Genomic DNA, 18,134 nt, shown 5'->3' with positions numbered 1-18,134 from the left:
TCCTCTAAAAATAGACGGTAGCACAATAATTTTTCCTGTTCATATAATTGGGTAAGGGAGTGAGTTCGAATGAATGACTATAGAAATCAGCAACAAGAATATTCTTTTGACCCTCTGTTGGTTCCATATACGACTTACCAAACACCTCCATATTTTTATGAACAGCCTTATAACCAGTATAACCCTTATTACCATTCACCTGAGGATTTCTATCAATCTGCGAATCAACCACAAGGGTTAGGTGGAGTCATGAATTATTTCAAAGGGGAGGACGGGGAAGTAGATATGGAGAAACTCTTTGTCACCTTTGGTCAAGTGATGAAAACTGCACAGCAAATCTCTCCGGTCATGCAAGACTTCCAATCAATGATTAATGGTTTTAGAAAATAATAACCGTAAATTATTTCGAGACCCGTAAATTATGTTACAATTTAAAGCGTTTAAAAGAGATAGAAAGAAGGATTTATCATGCTCTCTAAAAATAAAGTAATGAACACACCCTTTTACTATGGCTGGGTGGTTGTTGCGGTGGCGGGTCTGAGTGTGTTTTTTTCAGGACCTGGACAAACCTTCGCGATTTCCACATTTATTGATTACTATATTGAAGAATTCGATTATAGCCGTTCCTATGTTTCTGGTCTTTATTCAGGCGCGACCCTTTTAGCGGGATTTTTGCTATTTATCATCGGGCGTTTGACCGACCGTTTCGGCCAGAGGATTATGATGACAGCGATTGGGACAGCACTCGCCTTAGCTACATTCTGGAATGCAGCGATTGTAGGTCCTGTTATGATGTTCTTCGGCTTTTTCATGTTGAGAATTTTTGGTCAAGGATCGATGACTCTTCTCCCGAATACGCTAGTACCCCAGTGGTTTTTGGAAAAAAGGGGACGAGCCCTTAGCGTAATGGCTATTGGTGGCTTTGCGGGTGCCGCTTTCATTCCACCTTTGAATTATTTTATGATCGAACAATTAGGGTGGAGAGCAGCTTGGTCTGTTTGGGGAATTGCGCTATTAGTGTTATTCGTTCCGTTTGCTATCATGCTAGTTAGAAACCAACCAAGCGAGATCGACGAGATAATCGACGGGAGGAGAAGGGGCAAAGTTTCCCAAAAACAAGTGTCCAGATTCCCCCTGTTTACAGCCGTCAGTATTGTAGCGTTGATTGGGTTAACGATCATCCCTCCAATAGATCGTCAATTGACTGAATTATTTTCTTGGATGCCACCGACCTATATCCGCATATTGTTGACCACAGCAGCTATTTTAGTAGTTTTCTGGATAGTTAAAAGAACACCAAAAAAATCAGCAGAATTCGATCATACAGAGGAAGAAGATAATCCAGTAGATAATGAAGTGAACTGGACACTGAAGGAAGCCATGAGGACTAAAGCTTTTTGGGTTATCCTTGGTTGCATCAGTATCCCTGCACTGACAAATACGGGGATTACGTTCCACATCTTTTCAATTATGGAGGGTAAATCTCTGTCGCCTGAAATTGCTTCTTTTGTTTTGTCTCTTATGGCAATTATCGGTTTTCCAGTAACATTCGTTTCAGGTTATCTAGTGGACAAGTATAAGGTGCATTATATTTTATCAGCGACGTTTGCCATCCATATCTTAGCGATTCTTTGGTTATGGTATACACAAACGGCGACCGGTGCCATCATCTATGGAGTTCTATGGGGAGTAGCTCACGGCTTTGAGAGAATTACACTGAACATCATCTGGCCGAATTATTTTGGGCGAAGACATTTAGGAAGTATAAAAAGTATCGCTCAATCAGTGATGGTTGTTGGTTCAGCTTTAGGACCTCTGCCATATGGATTGTTTTACGATGTAATGGGTGGGTATTCAGAGGTACTGCTTCTAACACCACTTCTACCATTGATTGCAGGAATATTAGTACTTACATCGCCACCACCGAAGTATGAAGATTATCACAGCTAAAAAAAGCAAAATAAAACTTCCTCCATCTCTGGAGGAAGTTTTTTGTACTTTAAGAATGTTTAACTTTGTTAAAGGATTGAGTATGTGAAAACAAAGGCTTTCGCCATTAGGACTTGGCGATAAGCCAAGTTTTTCTCATGAATCTACTTCTTTTCATCACCTAGGAATGAGATGACCAATCCACCTTCACCAGCATGTGTGGCGATGAGAGGCCCCATTTCTACAGTCATTTCATCGTTGAAATCGTATTTTTCACGAATGTTTGAGAGGATTTGTTTCGCTTTATCTTCACAATTACTGTGGGCTAAAGCAATTGTTTTTCCTTCAAAACTTTTCGTGTATTCACCAATCTGGTCTACTAATCTGCGAAGAGCTTTCTTTTCGCCGCGGATTTTCTCAGTGACTTCGATTTCTCCTTCATCAGAAGCTCTCATTAATAGTTTGATATTCAATGAACGGGCGATAGTACCGCGGAAGCGATCCAATCGTCCACCTTTAATCAAGTTATCAACAGTTCGTAAAGAAAATAATGTAACTGTTCTTTCTGCATAACTTTTCATTGTTTGAGCTAGTTCAGGGAAATCTATTTGCTTCATTTTCAATTTGATCGCTTCGTTCAATAACAATGCTGTTCCGCACGAAGTTGTTTTCGTATTGATGATTTCAACTTTACGTTCAGGCTCTTCTTCTAATAACATGTCACGCCCGAGAGTTGCGTTTTGGTAAGTGGCACTTAACGTTTTGCTGAGCGCCAGATATAAAATCGGTGTTTCTGCATCTACCTCTTTGAAAATCTCATAAAAATCGTTCGGGCTTGGGGCTGAAGTCTTTGGAAGCTCTTGCTCAGAAGCCATTTTTTTATAAAAACCTTGAATGTCCAAATCTTCCCCAGCTTTATAGGTCTCGTTACTGAAATGAATGTTCAATGGAATTACTTTAACATCGAATTTTTCTGCAAACCCTTGTGGTAAATCTGTTGCTCCGTCAACAACTAATTGAATTGACATCAAATCACCTCATATATTTTTATTGGTCGTGTATGACCTTTACTTTTCTCTTTTTAGAAGTACTGATGATGAATAGCATCAGGCCGAATATGACGATTGAGCCACCAAGAAATTGCGGCCATGTGACAAGTTCATCCAGTACAAAATAGGCTAAAATAGAAGCGCCGATCGGTTCGAACAATATCCCCGTAGTAATCGTGGATGCACTGATCCATTTCAATGACCAATTGAATAGGGTATGTCCAAGGAACGTCGGGATGATGGCTAATGCAAGGAAATATATCCATGTATCAACCGAATAGCCAACGAATGGTTCTCTCATTATAACATTATAGATAATCAAGGTAACCGAGCTTATACCATATACTACAAATGTATATGTCATTAGAGACAATCTCTTTCTAACATTTTGCCCAAATAAAAAATATCCGGTAACCGTTATAGCTCCCATTAATGCTAAGAAGTTTCCGAATAGGGCAAGTCCACTGATTTGGAAATCACCCCAACTGATTATTACACTTCCCGTAAATGCTATAAGCATGCTTAGTACTGCGCCGCTTGTGAATTTTTCTTTGAAGAAAAGATATGCACCTAAAAAAGCGAAAATTGGCTGTGTAGTGACTAACACCACCGAGCTTGCAACAGAAGTGTAATTTAGCGATTCAAACCATAAAATGAAGTGCATAGCTAAAAATACGCCGGCTGCTAGGGAGTACATCCAGTCCTTTTTTGAGATGTCTTTGAACTCAGACCGGTTCCTCCATAGAATATAAGGAAGCATAATGAGAACCGCTAATAATAATCGATAGTTTGCAATAATTGAAGCGGGAGCATCTGCTAACCTGACGAATATAGCGGCTGTTGATACAGATAAAACACCTATGACCACTGCAAGGTAGGGAGTCAGTTGGCTTTTCGCCATTAGTTCCACCCCTTAATTTAATTTAGAAATAGTGCGGTATCGGACGTACGCGGTTTAGTATAATCGGCCCAAGCGCAACGCCTGCGATCAATCCGAAAATATGTGCGTAAATATTGATATTACTATTCACGAAAGTCATTACTAGAGCAAAGATGACGATGACCATGATCATCTGTCTGCTTTGCGAATCCAAGAGGTCCTGTCTAAAAAGTAACATGAATACATATAAGCCGAACAACCCGAAAATCGCCCCGGAAGCACCCACGGAAGCATAATTCAATGGGGCTAAGTAAAGGGTCGCTACGTTTGCGAGAATTCCACATATTAAATATGCTAGAATGAATTTGAACTTACCTAGCATACGTTCTAAGACAGGTCCAAAGAGGACTAAGCTGAACGAGTTGAATAATACGTGGGTAAATCCAGCATGTAGGAAGATCGGTGTGATCAACCGCCAATATTCACCTTCAACAGCGATGAAATAGTTTTGACCCATTAATAGGTAATAATACGATTCTAGCCCAGGCATGAAGATGGTCAGTACGTGATTGAATACAAAGAATGCGGTGTGGATAGCTATAATGATTGTAATGATTGGGTATAATCGGATGAATTGACTGAAGCTTTCTGTGCGTAAAAAGTACATATTGACGCCTCTTTCATATACGTTACAAATTATTTTCTTCTTAAGAATACTAATGATTGTATGAACATGCAATTAGAAAGAAGGGTTTCGAATGATTAAAGGTACAGGGATTGATATCTGTGAGATTGAACGCATCCAAGAATTGCGTTCTTCACACCCGAAATTCGTGAAAAGAATTTTGACTACTAGAGAAATTGATCGTTTCGAAAAAATTAAAAGTGATCGAAGACGTGCGGAGTATCTGGCAGGTCGTTTCGCTGCCAAAGAAGCATATGCGAAAGCGGTAGGTTGTGGAATAGGAAAGCAACTATCTTTTCACTCTTTAGAAATCATTTCTGATGAAAATGGAAAACCTTTTTTATTTGAAAATGGTGAAAAACAAAAAGGTGCCCATGTCTCAATCTCTCATAGTAGAGCCTTTGCTGTGGCTCAAGTAATCATAGAAAATTGAATCGATAGCTAGTCTGCATAAACGGACAGGTCGTCTCATATAGTTTAATGCGGGTAACAATAAATCCAATGTGCACATTGTAACCGCAACACTATAGATCGCTTGGAACATCAAGCAATGAAAATGAGGCGAAGGAGTTGTCCAAATGAAACGAAAGCTAGTGCTTCTCTTAGTTATTTTATTCATGACAAGCTTGCTAGCAGCATGCGGAGAAGAATCGGTTGATGATGTATTACAGTCTCTGAACAAACAGGCAGAGGAAACGAATAGTTTCAAGGCTACTGTAAATATGTCGATGAACACAGGGGAAGAAAATCAGAACTATGATGTAGAAGTTTGGCACAAGAAGGATGATTTCTATAAAGTTATCATGCACAATACGAATGATGACAAAGGGAATCAAATTATTTTAAGAAACGAAGAAGGTGTCTTTGTCCTAACTCCTTCGATTAACAAAAGCTATAAGTTTCAGAATGACTGGCCAAGAAATCATAGCCAGCCCTACTTATTCACTTCTTTAGTCGACGACATCAACCAAGATTCTGAGCGAGAATTCAAGAAGACAGAGAATTATTATGTGTTCAAAGTTCAAACCAATTATAAAGGTAATCAACAATTACCTACTCAAGAAATCTATTTCCATCGAAAAACATATGATCCAGCTTTAGTTAAAGTATTCAATGCTGAAGGGGAAAAGAAAGTCGAAGTTGATTTCACTGAATATGAGGAAAACCCAACAATTGAAGACGGTGAATTCGACACTGAAAGAAACCTTGCTGAAGGAGCGATCAGTGTACCGACAATCAGTGAATTAGAGGCAGAAGAAGAGTTTAGCGTTTACTACCCATTCACGACTCCTGAAGGAACTAGTTTAGATACTGAGGAATTCGTAGATTTCGAAGAAGGTGAAAGAGTTATCCTATCTTTTGAAGGATCGAAACCTTTTACGATTATCCAGGAAAAATATGATTCTTACCCCACTAATCTGACTGTCCCTGTATATGCGTCAGGTGAAATGGTAGACCTAGGGGTTACAGTCGGCTTAATGGATAACCACTCTTTGGAATGGCAACAAGATGGGATGAAATTCGTTTTAGCCAGTGATAGTCTGACAGTTGACGAAATGGTTGAAGTTGCGAAATCCGTTCAAAGCAATTCGATGAAATAGAATGTTGATACTCAATTTCCTCTCTCAAAATTATTTGATTTTACTTCGAGCTGGTTCAATTGCGGACCAGCTCAATTTTCTTAATTGCTTAAAAGAGTGTGCATGCACTTTTCTTTGTCTAGCTCCAGCGTCCATCAACTAGTCAATTTCTAAAATGAACAATCAATAAGTCAACATCTGTTCGCTTACTCACGGTGTTTCCTTTATTTCCTGGTCCTTTTCTCCAATTGATACGCTGATAAACGGACGCTTGCGCTTTTCTAATTGACAATAGAGGCTTCCACCATCAATAATGATAGAAAAAAGAAGGAAGTACTTTTATGACTACAGAACCTTTCTATCGAGATACTTGGGCAGAAGTTGATCTATCGGCTATTCGTAATAATGTGAAGGTATTGCACGATCATTATAATGGTGAGAAGAAAATCTATGCCGCAGTGAAAGCTGATGCTTACGGGCATGGTGAAATAGAAGTTGCTGAAGCAGCCTTAGAAGCGGGTGCGGATGCTCTTGCAGTGGCAATTCTTGATGAAGCTATTCGCTTACGAATGTATTTTAAAGATATTCCTATATTAGTAATGGGGTGGATCAGACCTGAAGATGCCCCGGTTGCAGCTCGAAATAGAATTATAGCAACAGCCTTTCAATCTGAGTGGATTCGTGCAGCTAGCGAATATCTAAAGGATGAAAAGTTGGATATCCATCTTAAAATCGACTCAGGAATGGGACGAATAGGTATAAGAACGTTCGAAGAAGCGTATGATGTTATTAAGGAAGTTAATGACAGTAGCCTTAATATTACTGGAGTCTTCACACACTTTTCGACAGCAGACGAAACGGATGATTCCTATTATAAGGTCCAATTGGAACGATTTCGAGGCTTATATTCTAAGTTGAAAGCGTACTTGCCAGAAACAGTAGAAGTGCACACGGGCAATACTGCTGCGGCTTTTCGCTATCCTGAGGATACGTTTGACGGAGTAAGGTTTGGAATAGGTATGTATGGTTTATATCCGTCAGAAGATGTTGCATCTGCCACAAGAAAACCTTTAATTCAAGCTTTTTCGTTGCATACTGAGCTAATTCATGTTAAAAAGGTAAGTGAAGATGAAGGAATCAGTTACGGAGCTACATATCGTACCACAGATAATGAGTGGATCGGGACGATACCCATCGGTTATGGAGATGGCTGGATAAGGAAACTTCAAAATTTTGAAGTTTTGATTGAAGGAGAATTTGTTCCGATTGTAGGTCGAATATGCATGGATCAATGTATGATTCGGTTACCCCGCGAGTATCCCGTTGGTACAAGAGTTACCCTAATCGGCAGAAGTAGAGATCAAGAAGTTACTGTCGATGATATCGCTACATATTTGGAAACCATTAACTATGAAATTCCATGTATGTTTAATCGTCGCATTCCTAGAATTTATCGGAAATGACGGTTAAAAGGTTCGTTTTTTTGCTAAACGCGGAGAAAATGATTTAAAAATCGACATTTTTTCACATTTTTCTTTGCTTATTAGGCAAAACGATGATATCATTGTTAATAGCTTTATGGCTCGAAATTTGCTGGGGGTGTACTGAATGGCAGAAACATCAGAAGAAATTATGGTTAAGCTTCCTGTTTCTTTATTAAATGAGTGTGATCATTTAGTCGAAGTAGAATCTGAAGAATCGGATCGTAATACGGTTATTCTTCAAGCGCTTCACAGTTATGTAAAATCGGAGAAAGCTCGTAAGATCAAAGAATCAATGCGCCGTGGTTATGTAGAGATGAAAAATATCAACCTGGATATTGCATCTGAGGCTTTCCAAGCTGAAGAGGAGGCTGAAATCACTCTAGAGCGCTTAGTGAGTGGGGTGTAATTAATTTGTACGTAAAACGAGGCGACGTCTTTTATGCAGACCTTACCCCGGTGGTAGGATCTGAGCAAGGCGGTGTTCGCCCAGTGCTTATTATCCAAAATAACATTGGAAATCGTTTTAGTCCGACTGTTATAGTGGCAGCGATCACTGCACAAATTCAAAAAGCAAAATTACCAACACATGTAGAAATAGATTCAGAAAAATATGGTTTTGAACGTGATTCAGTTGTATTATTAGAACAAATACGTACAATTGATAAACAGAGATTGACAGATAAAATCACGACGCTTGACGAATACTTGATGAATCAAGTTGATGATGCATTACAAATTAGTCTAGGCTTATTAGATTTGTAAGTGTAAACCATCCTAGGTAGGTGCTAGTTTGCATCCTACAGTAAAGGGTGGTTTTTTATTTTTGTTAATTTTAGGAAAAAAGAGACCTCTTCTTTTAGGAAAATAGCTGTCGATTCCAGTCTTTTCAAGTAAACATTTGCTGTCTTTGATAGTAAATGGCTAGATTATTCTGAATGTTAGTGATAAATTGTAATTAAACATATTTTTTTGGAGGTATCAATGTGAGCGTGGATGTCAGAAGTATTGTGCTGGAAAATAAAGAAAAAATTGAAAATAAGTGGTTAAGTCAATTAGATCAAACAAGACTACAAGATTATACATCTACGATTTCAACTGATTTGATAGAGGAACAAAATCGGGAGTTCGTAAGTGTCATTTTTTCGACAATTGAAAAAGATAATTCGTATGATCATATCAACCAATTTTCTGAGAGAATCGTAAACTTAGGTTGGCCATTAGGATATCTGACTGAAGGGATGCAAACTTTCCGCACAGTCAGCATCAATGTGATCTTAAATGCAGTTGAAGAGGAAAGTAAAGAAGTCTTTCTTCAAGTTATGCAAGATGTAAATAATTGGGTTGACCCTATTAAAAATCAACTGATTAACGAATATTCTAGTAACTGGAATAACACGGTTTCACTTCAAAGAGTGGCACTTCAGGAATTATCAGCTCCATTAATACCAGTAATGGAGGGCATCACAGTCCTGCCACTTGTTGGAACGATTGATACTGACCGGGCGAAGACGATTATGGAGAATTTACTGGATGGTGTAATCAAACATCGTTCAAGCGTAGTTTTAATAGACATTACAGGTGTGCCTGTTGTTGATACTATGGTCGCTCACCATATCATTCAAGCTGCTGAAGCTGTTCGTTTAGTTGGCGCAACGTGTATTCTTGTGGGAATTCGTCCTGAAGTTGCCCAAACAATTGTGAACTTAGGTATTGATTTATCTAAATTCCCTACAAAGAGCTCTCTGAAAAAAGGGTTTGAGTCAGCGCTTGAGATGACCGACCGTTACATTGTTTCAACAAAAAAACAAATGGATGAGGCAGAAAACATCCTAGATTCTATTGGGAAGGAGTAAAATTTATGAGAATTCCTATTTTAAAATTGCATGACTACTTGTTGATTTCCATTCAAACTGAACTTGATGATCAAACAGCGATGGACTTTCAAGAAGATCTTTTAAATAAAATACACTCTACAGGTGCCATTGGAGTTGTAATAGATTTGACTTCAGTAGAAATCATCGACTCCTTCATTGCTAAGGTATTAGGTGATGTAGTATCGATGGCAGACTTAATGGGCGCACAAGTTGTTTTCACAGGAATTCAACCTGCAGTGTCCATGACTTTGATCGACCTTGGAATTCATCTTCAAGATGTTCCTACGGCTTTGGATTTAGAACAAGGGTTATCAAAGCTTAAACAGGAATTGGAGGAGAAGTGATGAAGGAGACTCTATCCTGTGTACCAATAAAGCAAGAGTGGGATATCGTCGGGGCAAGACAAGCCGGTAGAAATTTTGCATCCAACTTAGGGTTTGGTTCCGTGGACCAAGCTAGAATTGCCACCGCTATTTCTGAATTGGCAAGAAATATTTATTTATATGCAGGAAAAGGTGAGGTCATTTTCGAAGAAGTACAAGGACAAACTCCGGTGGGGCTTAAAATAATTGCAGCTGATGAAGGTGCCGGAATTCAAGATATCTCCAAAGTAATGGAAGATGGCTATTCAACATCAGGTGGTTTAGGAGCTGGTTTACCAGGTGTCAAAAGACTGATGGATGAATTCGACATCGTATCAAGTGAAAAAGGGACGGTCATTAAAATAATAAAATGGCTTAGATAAATAGAGGGGTGAGCGTACATGAGCTCATTACAAGAGGATATGTCCAATTATAAGCAACTATTAGAACAGTACTTACAAACCAAAAATGAGGAAATCCTGTATCGAGCAGAACAATTCAGTAAGTCATCCATACAGAAGAATATATCACCGGATGAAATCGTAAACGTCCATTATCAGGCGATGCTAGATTTAATTCCGGATCTTGATGATAATGTTAAGGACTCATTTTATTTCTTGATTGAAACAATGATCTCTTACGGTTTGGCTTATCAGGAGTATCAAGTGTTACGTGAAAAACAATTAGAGTTGAAAGCAGAGATCGACGTTGCTGCTAATATGCAAAATACTCTTCTGCAGTCGCACATACCGAAGAATGATGGGCTAGATATTGGAGCAAAATCCATACCTGCAAAACAAATGAACGGGGATTACTATCATTTTGTACAGGATCCAGAGAACAACGTAGGAATTGCCATAGCGGATGTTATAGGTAAGGGAGTTCCTGCGGCTTTTTGCATGTCCATGATTAAGTATGCGATGGAAAGTTTTCCTGAAAATAGAATGTACCCCAAGATGATCTTAGAGTTATTGAATCGCGTCGTAGAAAGAAATGTGGAACAAGGTATGTTCGTCACGATGTTTTATGGTCTCTATGATGTACACGATCACCATTTTTATTACGCTTCTGCTGGTCATGAACCTGGTTTCATTTATCGTGCTGATAAAGACGAGTTTGAAGAAATCCAAGCAAAAGGGTTGCTTCTTGGTGTTGAACAAGAAATGCGTTACAAACAATATGAGACGCCGATCGGGGAAGATGATTTCATCGTACTCTTAACTGACGGAGTGACGGAATGTCGACAGGGTGACCGATTCATTGAACAAGAAGAAGTACTGGATGCCATTCGTAGTAATAGACATTTACCTGCAAATGAAATTGTAGACAACGTGTATAAACAATTTGAACGTTTACAAGGATTCGAATTAAGAGATGACTTTACTCTAGTCATAATTAAAAGAAATCACTAAATGTTTAATATTAATATTGTTTGGGTAATGTAAAACCAGTACAAAAGTTAAAGTAACGAGGGGGATTTATTATGAATTTACATATCGATGATTTTCAAGATGGAAATCAAACGATTGTAAAGCTTACGGGTGAAATTGATGCCTATACAGCACCACAATTAAAAGGAAAATTATTAGAGCTTGTTGAAGAGCCGGGAGCTGAAGTTCATGTAGATATGCAAAAAGTTAACTATATGGATAGTACTGGCCTAGGAGTATTTATCAGTGCTTTAAAAGCTTCGAAAGAGAAGGAAAGTACGTTTAAATTGGTGAATTTACAAGAAAATGTTTATCGCCTCTTTAACATTACTGGATTGAACGAAGTCATCGATATTGAGAATACTGTCCGAGGTGGTATGTAATGCAGGAACCATTTGATTTTGTCGAAGTGAAGTTGCCTGCAAAGTCAGAATATGTGGGCGTATTGAGATTAACTGTTTCGGGGGTCGCTAATCGAATGGGATTCTCGTTTGAAGATATTGAAGATTTGAAAGTTGCTATTTCAGAAGCTATAACAAATGCAGTAAAACACGCATACTTTGAAGAGGATACGGGAGAAGTAACTATAGGGTTTGGAATGTATGAGAATCGCCTTGAAGTCATGGTTGCCGACCATGGTGGAAGCTTTGACCTTAAAGAAGTGAAAGAAGCGATTGGGCCGTATAGCGATGGTGACCCAGTAGATGACATGCGTGAGGGAGGTTTCGGTCTTTTCTTGATAGACGCTCTGATGGATAAAGTAGAAATTACAAATAACCATGGCGTAATTGTATTGATGACCAAGTTTTTGCAGGAAAATGAGGTGGGGCGCAGTGACGACCAAATCTCAACATCACAGTAATGACGAAGATATTTATGAACTAATAAATTATCTTAGAGAGCACCCAAATGATGAATCTACTCAAGAGAAGATTGTGCTGAAATATGAAAACCTAGTTCATTCTATAGCAAAAAAATATTCTAAAAACAGTCCGATTCATGAAGATTTGGTGCAAGTAGGAATGTTAGGTTTAATGGCTGCGATCAAAAGGTATGATGATTCTTTCGGGAAATCCTTTGAGTCATTTGCGATTCCTACGATTATTGGTGAAATCAAGCGCTTTATTCGTGATAAAACCTGGAGTGTGCACGTTCCGAGAAGAATCAAAGAATTAGGTCCTAAAATCAAGAAGGCAAATGAAGAACTGACTAATATGTATCAGGATTCACCTTCTGTTCAACAAATTGCCGATTATATCGGGGTAACCGAAGAAGAAGTACTAGAGACGATGGAAATGGGTAAAAGTTATAATGCCCTTTCAGCAGACAGAAAAATCGAGGCTGATTCTGATGGCAGTACTGTAACTATTCTTGATCTTGTAGGTTCACAAGAACAAGGGTACGAAAAAGTGAATCATCAAATGATCATTGAAAAGATCATGCCTCTCTTAAGCGAACGAGAACAAGAAATATTGAAGTGTACTTACTTTGATAACCTTAGCCAAAAAGAGACTGGCGAACGTCTCGGTCTATCTCAGATGCATGTTTCCAGGTTGCAACGTAGAGCGCTACGTAAATTGCGTGAGTCCATATCAGAAGAAGACCTGGAGGTTTTATTTTGATAGACCGCAAAGACCATATGGAAGTTGCAACTTTTCAAAAACCAAAAAAAGGAAACTACTATTCGGGAGACCGTTTTTTTTATTTGGAAAACAAAAATTATTTCATTGGTGCCCTTGCAGATGGCTTAGGTAGTGGTGAAATGGCTAAGGCTTCAGCAGATGTAGCGATGGACGTAATTCAAGAGAATCACCATCAATCGTTAGAAGTTATTTTTGATAAATGCAATGAAGCACTTATCGGCACAGAATTGCGTGGTTGTGTGCTCTCCATTATAAAACTTGATTTCACAACTAATACTTATTGTTATGCATCAGTTGGAAATATCGGTGTAATTACTCTATTCAATGACGGTAAAAAACATCGTAGCATTCCCGTTTCTGGGTATTTATCCGGAATCAAACGAAAAGTGAAAGTCCACGAACACCCCTTAAAAGAAAACACCGTATTTTTCCTTTTCTCTGATGGCGTGAATGAAAGAACACTAACAAAGGATTTTTATTCACATCAATCGATGCAACTCACGGTAGATTGGTATGAGAATCAACTAGGTGATTATATGGATGATGACACGACGCTCGTCGCTATGAAATATTTAGGGTGAAGTAGAAGAAGCTTGGAATAACAGGTTTCTTCTACTTTTTTATGTGATAAAATAGTTAACGGAAGTTGATTGATATGCGTCCATCTTTAAGGAGGAAACACATTGACAGAATTAGCGGTTGAAAACCAACAAATCATACAAATAGTCAGCAAGCAGCTGAAATTAAAAGAACAGAATGTAAAAAGTGTCATCGTTTTATTGGATGAGGGGAATACTGTTCCATTCATTTCAAGATATAGAAAAGAACAAACGAATAACTTAGATGAAATGGAAGTCCAATCGATCAAAGAGACCTATGATTACCAAGTTCAGTTACATAAGCGAAAAGAGGAAGTCATTCGCTTAATTGACGAGCAAGGGAAATTAACAGAAGAGCTGAAAAACGACTTATTGAAAGCGGAAAAACTTCAACAAGTAGAAGATTTATACCGCCCTTATAAACAAAAACGTAGAACAAGAGCTACGATTGCCAAAGAAAAAGGTTTGGAGCCTTTGGCTAAACAAATTTGGGAACAAACAGGAATTGACTTGAACGCTGAGGCGGTGCAGTATTTTTCGGAAGAACACGAATTGAATGAAGTTGAAGATGTATTAGCGGGCGCTAGTGATATTATTGCTGAATGGATCTCGGATGAACCATCTTACCGTGAGAAAATTCGTAAGTTGACGTATGATAAAGGTTCTTTGCAAACAGAAATGAAGAAAAACGCTGAGGACGAAAAAGGTATTTTCCAAATGTATTATGAATACCACGAACCTGTGGTGAAAACAGCTCCTCACCGTGTACTAGCAATGAACCGCGGAGAGAAAGAAAAAGTGCTGAAGGTCATGATTGAGCCACCTGAAGAAATGATAATGGACTTCTTACATCGTTCAATCATCAAAAGTGGTGGGGAAGAGAAGGCTTTTCTAGAAAATGCAATTGAAGATAGTTACAAGCGACTCATTCAGCCTTCTATTGAGAGGGATATTCGTTCTACTTTAACTGAAGGTGCCGAGGAACATGCGATTGATATTTTTGCTAAAAACCTCAAGAACCTTCTTTTGCAACCTCCATTGAAAGGAAAGACGATCCTAGGCGTTGACCCGGCATTCAGAACAGGTTGTAAACTTGCTGTCGTAGATGAGACGGGACAAATGAAGAGTGTTGACGTAATCTATCCAACTGCCCCTAAAAATGATGTGGCTGGAGCAGAAAAGAAATTAATGAAAGTATTCGAAGATTATCCTATCGAGTTAATTGCTATTGGGAACGGAACAGCTTCGAGAGAAACTGAGCAATTCATCGCGGAAATGATTGGTAAGCATAATCTGGATGTTGCTTACTTAATTGCAAATGAAGCTGGCGCGAGTGTTTATTCAGCCTCCAAATTAGCGCGTGAAGAATTCCCTGATCTTCAAGTAGAAGAAAGAAGTGCAGTATCAATTGCACGAAGAGTCCAAGATCCACTTAGTGAGTTAGTGAAAATAGACCCTAAATCGATCGGTGTCGGCCAATACCAACATGATGTCAGCCAGAAGAAATTGAACGATTCATTGACGTTTGTAGTAGAATCGGCCGTTAACCAAGTAGGAGTTAATGTCAACACAGCATCATCGTCATTACTCCAGTATATTTCAGGATTGAATAAGACTGTAGCGAATAACATTGTGAAATACCGTATGGAAGAAGGAAAATTCACGAATCGAAAGCAAATTAAGGACGTTCCACGATTAGGAGCTAAAACCTATGAGCAAGCAATTGGCTTCTTAAGAGTGATGGAAGGCGACGAACCATTGGATGCAACTTCCATTCACCCTGAAAGCTATAAAGCGACCAAACAATTATTGAAACGCTTAGGCTTGTCTTCAGAAGGGTTGGGTTCAGAGACATTAAATAAACAACTCGATCTAGAGAACCTTACTAAACTCACAGAGGAACTTGATATTGGTAAGCTAACATTAGAAGATATTGTTGAAGATCTGAAGAAACCAAATAGAGACCCAAGAGATGAACACCCTAAACCATTGTTAAAGACGAATGTCTTGGCTATGGAAGACTTAGAGCAGGGAATGGAACTACAAGGAACTGTGCGCAATGTCGTTGATTTCGGCGCGTTTGTTGATGTTGGGGTGAAGCAAGACGGATTAGTACACATTTCTAAACTCTCTAACCGTTTTGTGAAAAATCCACTAGACGTAGTAGCTGTGGGAGATATTGTAACAGTCTGGGTTGATGAAGTAGATACAAAAAGAGAACGGATTGCTCTTACAATGGTCCCTTCAGGTAAATAATTTATAATTTGATATTCCTATCACGATAAAAGAACCAGCATTGATTCAACATTTTAATTTGTTGTAGATTCTTTGTTTGATAAGCTTTTCTCAATTGACTCATGAACCACTTAGGCATACGAATCACCTTTACATTTTTTTATAGTATATGCGGTATGTCGAAAATGGTTGAATGAAAATGTTACCAATAAGAGCTGTGTCGAGTGCACGAAACTTCACGGCTCTTATTAGTTTTTTAAAAAGATAGGTGCTTTGACATGAATGATCAAGAGCTGAACAAAAAAACGATGGAGCTATCTGATGCATTTTTTGGGTTATCTTTTACAGGGGAAGCTCGATTCAATTATAGATTAAGAACTACAGGTGGAAGATACATCCCCTCTGAAGGAGTCATAGAGATTAACCCTAAGTATTTAGAAGAACTAGGGTACGAAGAATTAGACGGCATCATTAAGCATGAGCTATGCCATTACCATTTACACCAGCAAGGGAAGCCGTTCAATCATCGTAGCCGTGAATTCAGAGAACTTCTGAAAGCTACAGGGTCTCCAAGATTCTGCAAACGATTACCTTCAGAAGATACTAAGTTCAACTATATTTATTTCTGTAAAGAGTGCAATAAACAATATTCAAGAAAAAGAAGGATCAACTTGAATAAATATCGGTGTGGCAAATGTCGTGGGGAACTATTAATGAAAGAATAGGATAAGAAAATCTAATTCACATAAATTCACTAAACAATATTGACAGTTTAAATCGCCCCGTGTTAAATTTAAAAAGCTCTTCGTTAGCGAGCGAAATATCTTTGGTTTATTTGATTTAAATAGATCAATGAAAAAAGTAAAAAATCTTGTGATGATGAATTGACACTACTGAAAAGATGTTGTATTATACTTATCGTCGCTACTTAATAGATAGCGAAAAACGCAAGACAATTACTTAATTGAAAAACTTGTTTTAATGTTCACCAAATGATCTTGCAACGCGACGAATACAGTGGACAAGACAAGGTGAAAACGAAAGTTAAACAATTTAAAGTTTATTAAGATTCCAGCGTAGCTCAGTGGTAGAGCAGTTGACTGTTAATCAATTGGTCGCAGGTTCGAGTCCTGCCGCTGGAGCCATATTGGAGAAGTACTCAAGTGGCTGAAGAGGCGCCCCTGCTAAGGGTGTAGGTCGCGTAAGCGGCGCGAGGGTTCAAATCCCTCCTTCTCCGCCATTATTTTTTGGCCCGTTGGTCAAGTGGTTAAGACACCGCCCTTTCACGGCGGTAACACGGGTTCGAATCCCGTACGGGTCACTTTACTTTAAAAATCAAATAGGTCCGGTAGTTCAGTTGGTTAGAATGCCTGCCTGTCACGCAGGAGGTCGCGGGTTCGAGTCCCGTCCGGACCGCCATTAATTGTTGGGCCATAGCCAAGCGGTAAGGCAACGGTTTTTGGTACCGTCATGCGCTGGTTCGAATCCAGCTGGCCCAGCCATTTATTTCTCATGAGGCTGACGTTGTTTGAATCAACATTGATTCAATTAGTATGACTCAACGTTAATAAGTCTTTTTTTAATGTTTTCGTCTGAAGAACATTCTAGATTATTTTGATATGAGCCATTAGCTCAGTTGGTAGAGCATCTGACTTTTAATCAGAGGGTCGGAGGTTCGAATCCTCCATGGCTCACTTTTTTTATTACATGCGGTCGTGGCGGAACGGCAGACGCGCTAGGTTGAGGGCCTAGTGGGGGTTCACCCCGTGGAGGTTCAAATCCTCTCGACCGCATATTTCAAAAAAGCTATTGCATTTTTGATTTGTATTTGTTATTATGAATCTTGTCGCCATTAAGCGCCCGTAGCTCAATTGGATAGAGCGTCTGACTACGGATCAGAAGGTTAGGGGTTCGACTCCTCTCGGGCGCGCCATGAGATCTTACGGTGAAATTAATAGCGATGACAATATAATAGATTCAATAATTATGCGGGTGTAGTTTAGTGGTAAAACCTCAGCCTTCCAAGCTGATGATGAGGGTTCGATTCCCTTCACCCGCTCCATATATGGGCCTGTAGCTCAGCCCGGTTAGAGCGCACGCCTGATAAGCGTGAGGTCGGTGGTTCGAGTCCACTCAGGCCCACCATATAGTATTGAATTCGAACCTTGAAAACTAAACAAAATAGCCTGACGTCAATTCGTTTTTCCTCATCTGATTGGGAGAGGAAAAACAAGTAAGATAAAGCCAATCAAACTACTTTTATTGGAGAGTTTGATCCTGGCTCAGGACGAACGCTGGCGGCGTGCCTAATACATGCAAGTCGAGCGCGGGAAGCAAGCAGATCTCCTTCGGGAGTGACGCTTGTGGAACGAGCGGCGGACGGG

22 protein-coding genes, 10 tRNA genes and 1 rRNA gene are annotated in these 18,134 nt (G+C 39.2%); 28 read left to right on the top strand and 5 right to left on the bottom strand.

The window, feature by feature from the left end; translation table 11 throughout:
- Positions 1–69 precede the first annotated feature (69 nt).
- Positions 70–390, top strand: a complete 321-nt coding sequence (locus tag CEY16_RS09730) for a YppG family protein (protein WP_101331822.1) — start codon at positions 70–72, stop codon at positions 388–390.
- 78 nt (positions 391–468) lie between these two features.
- Positions 469–1,950: an MFS transporter gene (locus CEY16_RS09725; RefSeq protein ID WP_101331821.1), complete on the top strand. Its 1,482-nt coding sequence runs from the start codon at positions 469–471 to the stop codon at positions 1,948–1,950.
- Positions 1,951–2,093: 143 nt separating this feature from the next.
- Here CEY16_RS09725 and CEY16_RS09720 read toward each other — a convergent pair whose 3' ends face one another.
- The 3 genes from CEY16_RS09720 to CEY16_RS09710 are packed head-to-tail and all read right to left on the bottom strand — an operon-like array spanning position 2,094 to position 4,525.
- Positions 2,094–2,957: a DegV family protein gene (locus CEY16_RS09720; RefSeq protein ID WP_101331820.1), complete on the bottom strand. Its 864-nt coding sequence runs from the start codon at positions 2,955–2,957 to the stop codon at positions 2,094–2,096.
- Positions 2,958–2,976: 19 nt separating this feature from the next.
- On the bottom strand, positions 2,977–3,879 hold the full coding sequence (locus CEY16_RS09715) for a DMT family transporter (RefSeq protein WP_101331819.1): 903 nt from the start codon (positions 3,877–3,879) through the stop codon (positions 2,977–2,979).
- Positions 3,880–3,901: 22 nt separating this feature from the next.
- Positions 3,902–4,525 carry a rhomboid family intramembrane serine protease gene (locus tag CEY16_RS09710; RefSeq protein WP_101331818.1) on the bottom strand — a complete coding sequence of 208 codons (624 nt, stop codon included), beginning with the start codon at positions 4,523–4,525 and terminating at the stop codon, positions 3,902–3,904.
- Positions 4,526–4,616: 91 nt separating this feature from the next.
- Between CEY16_RS09710 and acpS the strand changes: the two genes are divergently transcribed.
- Positions 4,617–4,976, top strand: coding sequence for a holo-ACP synthase (gene acpS, locus CEY16_RS09705; protein ID WP_101331817.1), 360 nt, complete (start codon positions 4,617–4,619; stop codon positions 4,974–4,976).
- Between the two features lie 145 nt (positions 4,977–5,121).
- On the top strand, positions 5,122–6,144 hold the full coding sequence (locus CEY16_RS09700) for a LolA family protein (protein ID WP_101331816.1): 1,023 nt from the start codon (positions 5,122–5,124) through the stop codon (positions 6,142–6,144).
- A gap of 142 nt (positions 6,145–6,286) precedes the next feature.
- Here CEY16_RS09700 and CEY16_RS15510 read toward each other — a convergent pair whose 3' ends face one another.
- Positions 6,287–6,415, bottom strand: coding sequence for a hypothetical protein (locus CEY16_RS15510; RefSeq protein ID WP_274379937.1), 129 nt, complete (start codon positions 6,413–6,415; stop codon positions 6,287–6,289).
- Positions 6,416–6,464: 49 nt separating this feature from the next.
- Here CEY16_RS15510 and alr point away from each other — a divergent pair, with 49 nt between their 5' ends.
- The 12 genes from alr to CEY16_RS09640 all read left to right on the top strand — a co-directional run bounded on the left by alr (position 6,465) and on the right by CEY16_RS09640 (position 15,771).
- The gene (alr, locus tag CEY16_RS09695; RefSeq protein ID WP_101331815.1) at positions 6,465–7,586 is read left to right on the top strand and encodes an alanine racemase; all 1,122 of its coding nucleotides are present in this window, start codon (positions 6,465–6,467) and stop codon (positions 7,584–7,586) included.
- A 145-nt stretch (positions 7,587–7,731) separates the two neighbouring features.
- Complete coding sequence (locus CEY16_RS09690; protein WP_101331814.1) at positions 7,732–8,013, top strand: antitoxin; 282 nt, start codon at positions 7,732–7,734, stop codon at positions 8,011–8,013.
- Between the two features lie 5 nt (positions 8,014–8,018).
- On the top strand, positions 8,019–8,369 hold the full coding sequence (locus CEY16_RS09685; protein WP_101331813.1) for a type II toxin-antitoxin system PemK/MazF family toxin: 351 nt from the start codon (positions 8,019–8,021) through the stop codon (positions 8,367–8,369).
- 221 nt (positions 8,370–8,590) lie between these two features.
- On the top strand, positions 8,591–9,460 hold the full coding sequence (locus CEY16_RS09680) for an STAS domain-containing protein (protein WP_101331812.1): 870 nt from the start codon (positions 8,591–8,593) through the stop codon (positions 9,458–9,460).
- A 5-nt stretch (positions 9,461–9,465) separates the two neighbouring features.
- A complete protein-coding gene (locus tag CEY16_RS09675; protein ID WP_101331811.1) occupies positions 9,466–9,825 on the top strand; it encodes an STAS domain-containing protein in 360 nt (119 codons plus the stop codon).
- Complete coding sequence (locus CEY16_RS09670) at positions 9,825–10,226, top strand: anti-sigma regulatory factor (protein ID WP_101331810.1); 402 nt, start codon at positions 9,825–9,827, stop codon at positions 10,224–10,226. The genes CEY16_RS09675 and CEY16_RS09670 overlap by 1 nt, the downstream gene beginning before the upstream one ends.
- 18 nt (positions 10,227–10,244) lie before the next feature.
- The gene (locus CEY16_RS09665; RefSeq protein ID WP_101331809.1) at positions 10,245–11,255 is read left to right on the top strand and encodes a PP2C family protein-serine/threonine phosphatase; all 1,011 of its coding nucleotides are present in this window, start codon (positions 10,245–10,247) and stop codon (positions 11,253–11,255) included.
- 71 nt (positions 11,256–11,326) lie between these two features.
- A complete protein-coding gene (locus CEY16_RS09660) occupies positions 11,327–11,656 on the top strand; it encodes an STAS domain-containing protein (RefSeq protein ID WP_101331808.1) in 330 nt (109 codons plus the stop codon).
- A complete protein-coding gene (gene rsbW, locus CEY16_RS09655; protein ID WP_101331807.1) occupies positions 11,656–12,135 on the top strand; it encodes an anti-sigma B factor RsbW in 480 nt (159 codons plus the stop codon). Before CEY16_RS09660 ends, rsbW begins: the two co-directional genes overlap by 1 nt.
- Complete coding sequence (sigB, locus tag CEY16_RS09650) at positions 12,107–12,895, top strand: RNA polymerase sigma factor SigB (protein ID WP_101331806.1); 789 nt, start codon at positions 12,107–12,109, stop codon at positions 12,893–12,895. The genes rsbW and sigB overlap by 29 nt, the downstream gene beginning before the upstream one ends.
- Positions 12,892–13,497: a SpoIIE family protein phosphatase gene (locus CEY16_RS09645; RefSeq protein ID WP_101331805.1), complete on the top strand. Its 606-nt coding sequence runs from the start codon at positions 12,892–12,894 to the stop codon at positions 13,495–13,497. The genes sigB and CEY16_RS09645 overlap by 4 nt, the downstream gene beginning before the upstream one ends.
- A gap of 102 nt (positions 13,498–13,599) precedes the next feature.
- Positions 13,600–15,771, top strand: a complete 2,172-nt coding sequence (locus CEY16_RS09640) for a Tex family protein (RefSeq protein WP_101331804.1) — start codon at positions 13,600–13,602, stop codon at positions 15,769–15,771.
- Position 15,772: 1 nt separating this feature from the next.
- Here CEY16_RS09640 and cmpA read toward each other — a convergent pair whose 3' ends face one another.
- On the bottom strand, positions 15,773–15,889 hold the full coding sequence (gene cmpA, locus CEY16_RS09635) for a cortex morphogenetic protein CmpA (RefSeq protein ID WP_101331803.1): 117 nt from the start codon (positions 15,887–15,889) through the stop codon (positions 15,773–15,775).
- 139 nt (positions 15,890–16,028) lie between these two features.
- Between cmpA and CEY16_RS09630 the strand changes: the two genes are divergently transcribed.
- The 12 genes from CEY16_RS09630 to CEY16_RS09575 all read left to right on the top strand — a co-directional run.
- A complete protein-coding gene (locus CEY16_RS09630) occupies positions 16,029–16,475 on the top strand; it encodes a SprT family protein (RefSeq protein WP_101331802.1) in 447 nt (148 codons plus the stop codon).
- 345 nt (positions 16,476–16,820) lie between these two features.
- A tRNA-Asn gene (locus CEY16_RS09625) sits at positions 16,821–16,895 on the top strand.
- 4 nt (positions 16,896–16,899) lie between these two features.
- Positions 16,900–16,990, top strand: a tRNA-Ser gene (locus CEY16_RS09620).
- Between the two features lie 9 nt (positions 16,991–16,999).
- Positions 17,000–17,071 (top strand) — tRNA-Glu (locus tag CEY16_RS09615).
- Between the two features lie 21 nt (positions 17,072–17,092).
- A tRNA-Asp gene (locus tag CEY16_RS09610) sits at positions 17,093–17,169 on the top strand.
- 8 nt (positions 17,170–17,177) lie between these two features.
- A tRNA-Gln gene (locus CEY16_RS09605) sits at positions 17,178–17,252 on the top strand.
- 119 nt (positions 17,253–17,371) lie between these two features.
- Positions 17,372–17,444 (top strand) — tRNA-Lys (locus CEY16_RS09600).
- 15 nt (positions 17,445–17,459) lie between these two features.
- Positions 17,460–17,543, top strand: a tRNA-Leu gene (locus tag CEY16_RS09595).
- A 63-nt stretch (positions 17,544–17,606) separates the two neighbouring features.
- Positions 17,607–17,683, top strand: a tRNA-Arg gene (locus CEY16_RS09590).
- A gap of 55 nt (positions 17,684–17,738) precedes the next feature.
- Positions 17,739–17,812 (top strand) — tRNA-Gly (locus CEY16_RS09585).
- A gap of 5 nt (positions 17,813–17,817) precedes the next feature.
- Positions 17,818–17,895, top strand: a tRNA-Ile gene (locus CEY16_RS09580).
- Between the two features lie 114 nt (positions 17,896–18,009).
- Positions 18,010–18,134, top strand: a 16S ribosomal RNA gene (locus CEY16_RS09575); the annotation flags it as partial.

This window comes from Halalkalibacillus sediminis, assembly GCF_002844535.1.
GTDB lineage: Bacteria > Bacillota > Bacilli > Bacillales > Alkalibacillaceae > Halalkalibacillus_A > Halalkalibacillus_A sediminis.
This window is presented reverse-complemented; position numbering and strand designations above follow the sequence as displayed.

What these genes read in the sequence shown, in the direction of transcription:
- CEY16_RS09730 (WP_101331822.1), top strand. Translation starts at nt 70, where the DNA reads ATGAATGACTATAGAAATCAGCAACAAGAATATTCTTTTGACCCTCTG.
- CEY16_RS09725 (WP_101331821.1), top strand. Translation starts at nt 469, where the DNA reads ATGCTCTCTAAAAATAAAGTAATGAACACACCCTTTTACTATGGCTGG.
- CEY16_RS09720 (WP_101331820.1), bottom strand. Translation starts at nt 2,957, where the DNA reads ATGTCAATTCAATTAGTTGTTGACGGAGCAACAGATTTACCACAAGGG.
- CEY16_RS09715 (WP_101331819.1), bottom strand. Translation starts at nt 3,879, where the DNA reads ATGGCGAAAAGCCAACTGACTCCCTACCTTGCAGTGGTCATAGGTGTT.
- CEY16_RS09710 (WP_101331818.1), bottom strand. Translation starts at nt 4,525, where the DNA reads ATGTACTTTTTACGCACAGAAAGCTTCAGTCAATTCATCCGATTATAC.
- acpS (WP_101331817.1), top strand. Translation starts at nt 4,617, where the DNA reads ATGATTAAAGGTACAGGGATTGATATCTGTGAGATTGAACGCATCCAA.
- CEY16_RS09700 (WP_101331816.1), top strand. Translation starts at nt 5,122, where the DNA reads ATGAAACGAAAGCTAGTGCTTCTCTTAGTTATTTTATTCATGACAAGC.
- alr (WP_101331815.1), top strand. Translation starts at nt 6,465, where the DNA reads ATGACTACAGAACCTTTCTATCGAGATACTTGGGCAGAAGTTGATCTA.
- CEY16_RS09690 (WP_101331814.1), top strand. Translation starts at nt 7,732, where the DNA reads ATGGCAGAAACATCAGAAGAAATTATGGTTAAGCTTCCTGTTTCTTTA.
- CEY16_RS09675 (WP_101331811.1), top strand. Translation starts at nt 9,466, where the DNA reads ATGAGAATTCCTATTTTAAAATTGCATGACTACTTGTTGATTTCCATT.
- CEY16_RS09670 (WP_101331810.1), top strand. Translation starts at nt 9,825, where the DNA reads ATGAAGGAGACTCTATCCTGTGTACCAATAAAGCAAGAGTGGGATATC.
- CEY16_RS09665 (WP_101331809.1), top strand. Translation starts at nt 10,245, where the DNA reads ATGAGCTCATTACAAGAGGATATGTCCAATTATAAGCAACTATTAGAA.
- CEY16_RS09660 (WP_101331808.1), top strand. Translation starts at nt 11,327, where the DNA reads ATGAATTTACATATCGATGATTTTCAAGATGGAAATCAAACGATTGTA.
- rsbW (WP_101331807.1), top strand. Translation starts at nt 11,656, where the DNA reads ATGCAGGAACCATTTGATTTTGTCGAAGTGAAGTTGCCTGCAAAGTCA.
- cmpA (WP_101331803.1), bottom strand. Translation starts at nt 15,889, where the DNA reads ATGCCTAAGTGGTTCATGAGTCAATTGAGAAAAGCTTATCAAACAAAG.
- CEY16_RS09630 (WP_101331802.1), top strand. Translation starts at nt 16,029, where the DNA reads ATGAATGATCAAGAGCTGAACAAAAAAACGATGGAGCTATCTGATGCA.